The sequence below is a fragment of the Flavobacteriales bacterium genome (assembly GCA_013001705.1).
GTDB lineage: Bacteria > Bacteroidota > Bacteroidia > Flavobacteriales_D > JABDKJ01 > JABDLZ01.
In genome coordinates this window covers 1-5614 of sequence record JABDLZ010000205.1, presented here as the reverse complement: position 1 = coordinate 5614, position 5614 = coordinate 1, and the positions used below count along the sequence as shown (strand labels likewise).

General features: G+C 47.5%; 5 protein-coding genes. 2 read left to right on the top strand and 3 right to left on the bottom strand.

All coding sequences use genetic code 11. The features are described 5' to 3' along the window. The 3 genes from HKN79_08415 to HKN79_08405 all read right to left on the bottom strand — a co-directional run. A partial coding sequence (locus HKN79_08415) for a hypothetical protein (protein NNC83587.1) occupies window positions 1-707 on the bottom strand: 707 nt, incomplete at its 3' end. An 86-nt stretch (window positions 708-793) separates the two neighbouring features. Next, window positions 794-1612 carry a hypothetical protein gene (locus HKN79_08410; GenBank protein ID NNC83586.1) on the bottom strand — a complete coding sequence of 273 codons (819 nt, stop codon included), beginning with the start codon at window positions 1610-1612 and terminating at the stop codon, window positions 794-796. After that, entirely contained in the window at window positions 1596-3866 is a 2271-nt protein-coding gene (locus HKN79_08405) for an Rv1355c family protein (GenBank protein NNC83585.1), read from the bottom strand. Before HKN79_08405 ends, HKN79_08410 begins: the two co-directional genes overlap by 17 nt. A gap of 211 nt (window positions 3867-4077) precedes the next feature. Between HKN79_08405 and HKN79_08400 the strand changes: the two genes are divergently transcribed. Both HKN79_08400 and HKN79_08395 read left to right on the top strand, forming a co-directional pair. After that, a complete protein-coding gene (locus HKN79_08400; GenBank protein ID NNC83584.1) occupies window positions 4078-4893 on the top strand; it encodes a universal stress protein in 816 nt (271 codons plus the stop codon). Between the two features lie 51 nt (window positions 4894-4944). After that, the coding region (locus HKN79_08395; GenBank protein NNC83583.1) for a universal stress protein at window positions 4945-5614 on the top strand (670 nt) is incomplete at its 3' end.

The window sequence follows — 5614 nt, the reverse complement described above, 5'->3', positions numbered from 1 at the left end:
TCAGGGAGGATAGCCTGTTGTATACGTTGTGCATAGTTGATACCATCTTGGATATCCTTGTTCTTGGCTTGGATGATATCTTTCTGGGCATTGGATATAGCTAATGAATCGGCCAGTTTCTCCTCCGCTTGATAATTCAGTTTCTGTAGATAGCGATATCCGAGATACAGATTGACCACCACCAAGATACTGTTCATAGTGATGATCATGGGGTCAGCAAATAGCGCTGGATCCACTCCATCGATGATAGGGATACGTTCATTGAGAATATCCATAAAAGCCAATGCGACCACATAGATCCCTACACCGGTCAGGGACTTCCATTTATCTCTGGCGTCAAAAACGATCAGCGGAAGTACTAAAGCTTCGAGAAGGATGAATTTGAATGCAACATTGGATTCTATTGCAAGCACGCTTGCAGAATAGGTGATGCCTAAACACGAGACCAGACAGAAATAGAGCCTGGACATGTCGTACTTCTTATAGTAGTTCATTACCCAAGTCAGTGTATACGAGAGTACACAACCGATGCACAATAAAACAAAGGGGAATACTTCAGGAAGGGCAAATATCTGACCGATGGTCATGAAACATGCTACAAGACAAATCTGATTGGTCAGTTTTATCTTTCGCACCAGCCGTTCATCCATATCGGGATGCAATCCCACTTCTGAAATGGATGTCCACATTTCTCTAGCTACACTCATCTTCAATCGTCCAAATGATATAGACTCTTGAACGAGTGTTAAGCGATTAGGTTACAGTCACTTGGGAAATGCAGAAGCTGGAATAGTCAGGAAGCCCTTGGTAATCCTCTGTCTGAATTGAAGAAGCGTTTGGAGAACTTATATAGATTGGAACGCACTAGAGAACGGGACTTCGAGCTGGGTGTCGACAGTTCGATATCATGTAGCTCAGGGAATCCATTCAGCTGCACGATACAGTCTCCCAAGAGCCCTTTGCTCTCCACTTTCTCTACCGGTGATTCCAGCCAGTTCTTGATCAAAGATTTTTCAGTGCGGAAGGTGAATATCATCTGCTTCACTTCACACTCGATGATATAACTGACGTAATCAGCCGTAGGGTAGGGGAAGGATATCACTTCATCATTGAGCGTCATAAATCGGAAGCCACCAGTACGGAAAAGATCCATCGTATGTCTTGGGCAGATACCGAAAATGATGTCCAATCCCATGGCGTGTGTAGCGCCAATTGCCGCACGATTCATAGTCTCTGCTAATCCCAGTCCTTTGAATTTGGTATTCAGCCAGAGTCCACACCATTCTGCCTGAAGTTTATCCATGTAACGCTCTAAAGCCACTTTCTTTTCAGGACTTTGCTCGTCCATGGCCATTTCAAAAGGGTAGGGATGCTCTGGATGGAAGAGATGGATACGTGATCCACCTACCATGCGGTCACCATTCCTCAGTACCATGATGAAGACATGGGGATTGTTCATCCAGGTGTCATTGGAGAATTCCATTCCATCCAGTTTCATCTTGGCCAGTTCTTTCTGATGGAAATCCTGGAATTCTTTGCTGATCTCCGGGTGCTCTACCGCTCGATAGAAACGCAGGTCGAAGAGATGAAGTCTGTTATCTAGTGTGGTCATGTTTGATAGTTATTTGGTCTAGTGGTCTTCTATTGGATGGTACAGGTCGGTCAGCTGTGACATAGATCCTGAACATGAAAGCTGGTATGGTACCCTCATCGAGATCGAAAGCTTCCTTGATCAAGGACTTACACTTCTCGATCTGGCTTATCTCTGCATCTGAGAAGAAACGCTTCCCTTCTTGTTCGGCACGTTGTATCAGGAAGAGGATCCCTGACATGGGATGGAAGGCTACTTCTTGCGAAGTGGTATACAACCAAGCGTCTTGAATGGCCTTACCTAGCTTGAAATAAGTTGCCGCATCGAATTCCTTGACTGTGAACAGGCCGAATGCCGCAGAAGCATCTACGGATTTGTGATTCATCTCGGAGAAGCGATCACCTCCATCGATCTTGCGGATGAAAGACATGACGGATTCATCTTTTGCGATACGCATTCCCGCCATCTCCAGTGGCGTGAGTCCCAGGGAGTGAACATTGATCCCTTCGGTCTCACTGAAATCTTTTTCCCATGCCAATTCACCATAGAGGTCCTGGTGGCCTTTGGGGTTCATCATCATTAATTTGTCCGAGATGGAAAGGGTCTCTTTGATCAGTGCTTTCTTCTCCGGTTCTGTGATGAATCGCACATCGGTGATTCCACTGAAAGTTGCATGTACACGTTCTTGGATAGCCGTGTCGATCTTCTCAGGAAGAGGCCGTAGATTCTGATTGAGTCTATTGGTGATCCGCTGATCGATATACTCGAAAAGTTCATCTTCTTGACGGGTCTCATCCGTCATTTTCGAGAATGAGAAGCTGACTGCCAGTGGAAATGAAGCATCCGCATCGAAGTGATGTTGGGTCATGGAGGTCTTCATGTGGGCGTTCCGTGCCGTCAATTCGATATTCTCTGCTGCCGCACCAAATGCGATCCAACTCCCCATGTGCATGAAGTTGTAGAGAGTCTCAGGCAATCGGGTGTCCAAGAACAGGAAGAGGGTGTCCCCTTGATAATGCCAGAGCCAAGGTTGGGTATTGCCTCCTGAAGGTGCCTTGCGTGCCTTGAGAATGAGATTCTCGAAGAACTTATCCGTGTAATCCGATCGGGATGGATGCTCTGCGATGTATGAGCGTACTTGCTCCAAAATGCGCTCATGGTCGATATCCTGTTTCGAATTGATAGATGCTTTTTCGCCAGAGGACTCTGGTGATGACTCCTCAGCGATCATGTCATCCATATCGATATAGTACCTGCCGTTCTTGACTGCTCTACCGAGAAGGATGCGCCTCGCTACATTGGCCACTGTACCGCCTCCTACCATTACATCAGAGCCCAATTGCGGCCAAGTGGAAATCGATCGTTCGATCTCGAACATGCTTGTGCGTAGTCCCAGCGATGATTCCTCTAATCCTAGGATGGGGAGCACGTAGGGGATCTTCTCCTCGTTGGTCAGTCCTTTGAGGTCCTCGCTCCGCAACCCTTCTACCAGACCATGTAGGATGGGCAACTCCCGATCGAGATCATAGCGCTCTATATCCAGCATGCCCCGATCACTCGTCTCCATGATCACGGGGATGCCTTTGGCCCGCGCCTTCTCCCGGGTGATGATCTTGATATCTATGCTGTCGCACTCATCTATAATGAGATCGAGCCCATCGATGAATTCATCGATGTTCTCTTCTGTTACACCTTCGTCATAGCAAGTGACCTTCAAATAGGGGTCGAGTTCTGCAATCTCACGTGCAAGTAATTCGGTCTTGGGTATGCCTATATGGTGTACGCTACTCCTGATGCGATTGAGATTGGAGAGGTCCAGCACATCGAAATCGGCAATTCGTAATTCTCCAAAAGAGCGTTCCATGGCCAAGCTATTTGCCACGGCATGACCTACCGAGAGTCCGATAAGACCTATCTTCTTATCAGAAAGGCTGCGCTGTTCTTCCTCAGTGATCTTGTATTGATTCCGATCGGTACGTAATTGTTTGAATTCATCCTCTGGGAGGAGATGCACCAATCTACCGCTCCATGGGTAGAATACCCAGCAGCCATACTCGTCCAATGATCGACCATCCAGATGAGCCTTGACCGCTGACTCCAGTTCAGATGGACTGAGTTTGGAAGCCGGGCGCTGACACGCGATGAAGTCTTGGAGCTGGATCTCGAGCGTATCTATTATCTCGAAGATCCGTTCCTCTTCTTTTAACCGGGCCAATTCCTTCCTCTCCTCACCTATGCTCATGTCATAGATGAGTGCATCGTAGCTTGCTGGCATGATGTTCAATTACTTGTGTTCAATCCGGATCATCTCCATATCACCCTTAGACCGAGGTCAATGAGTTAGTGCTTGAGATGAGTCCAGTGATGGTGCTAATGTAAATCCAAGTTACGATTTCATTTAGAATCATTACATCTTTCCATTAAAGATGAAATGTGAATAGTGAACATGAACGATCATGTATATTCACATGCCACACAATGCGATTATGAAATACCTGGTTCCCTACGATTTTACTCCGATAACACGGTCTGCCCTTGAACACGCTCTTTCCATCCGGAATGATATACCCGGAGAGATAGAACTCCTTCACATCGTGGATGGAGAAAATGACAGAGAGCAAGCAGAATTCACCTTGACCGGTCTCATCTCTTCGCTTCCCGAGGATCAGCAAGATGAGATCTTCGGCAAAGTGAGGGTAGGTAGTATATACAAGGATATTGCCCAAGAAGCTGATGAAGGCGATGCCGATCTGCTGGTCATGGGGACGCATGGTGCCAAGGGGCTACAGAAGATCTTCGGCTCACGGGCCATCAAGGTGATCACGAGTAGCAATACACCCTTCATCGTCACGCAGGCCAAGGGACCTGAAAAGGAGATCGAGTTGATCGTACTCCCCGTGGATCTGAGCAAGGAGAGTCTACAGGTGGTCTCAGTGGCCACCAATCTGGCCAAGCGCTTCAATGCAGCCATACATGTGGTCTGTAAGGCAGAATCCGATGAGTATCTCTCCCACAGACTCCGTAATAATATCAACTGGGCCAAGATGAAGATCAGCGATGAAGTGGACTATGCGGTGGTGGAGCTTAAAGGAGACGAATCTCTGGCCGATGAGGTCATAGATTATGCAGAGAAGCACGGTGCTGACATGTTCGCTATCACACATTTCACCGATAGCATCCTACCTCAATTCGATTCTTTTACCCAGGAGATGATCACCAATAGACTGGAGCTGCCCACACTCGTGCTCTCGGCCAAGCAGGTGTCCGATATCAATTCGAATTACACCTTCATCGGTATGTGATAAGCCGATTCGATATTGGCTATATTTGAAATAAGACCATCCCCACGATTCATGAAGAATATCCTCGTACTCGTAGATTTCACAGAAACGGCCGATATCGCGGTCAAACAAGCGCTGCAGTTCGCCCAAAGGGATTCTGCCGCTATCACTTTCTGCCACATTGCCCAATCCAAGGATGATGGATCGGAAGCGCTCATCAAGGAGCTTCAACCCTACGGTGATCAAGCCCAGTCATTGGGACTCGATTATAACATTATGATAGGGCACGGTGACCTATTCGATGAGGTGGAGGCAATAGTGAGCAAAGTCGGTCCGGATCTGATCGTAGTGGGTACCCATGGTAAACATGGCATCAAACAGAATCTATTCGGTTCGGCTATCCACAAGCTCGTACGGCATATACCGGCTCCCTCTTTGGTGGTCAATGACCATACTCGCGTGATCGAAGGTGGATATAAGAAGGTCATGATGCCTGTAGCACCTCATGAAGATTATCTGGTCAAAGTAGAGCAGACCATCGATCTTATGGCTCCGGATGGAGAGATCGTGATCTTCGCCATACTCAAACCCGGTGTCCCATTGGATGAGGAGATCCTGCGCAACATCGAGGCCACCAAGAAATTGCTTGAGGAGAGAGGTGTGAAGTATAGTTATCAGGAAGAGGATTCTGACCGTTATTCTATCGGCTATTCCAAAGAGACCCTGGCGCATGTCAGGAATG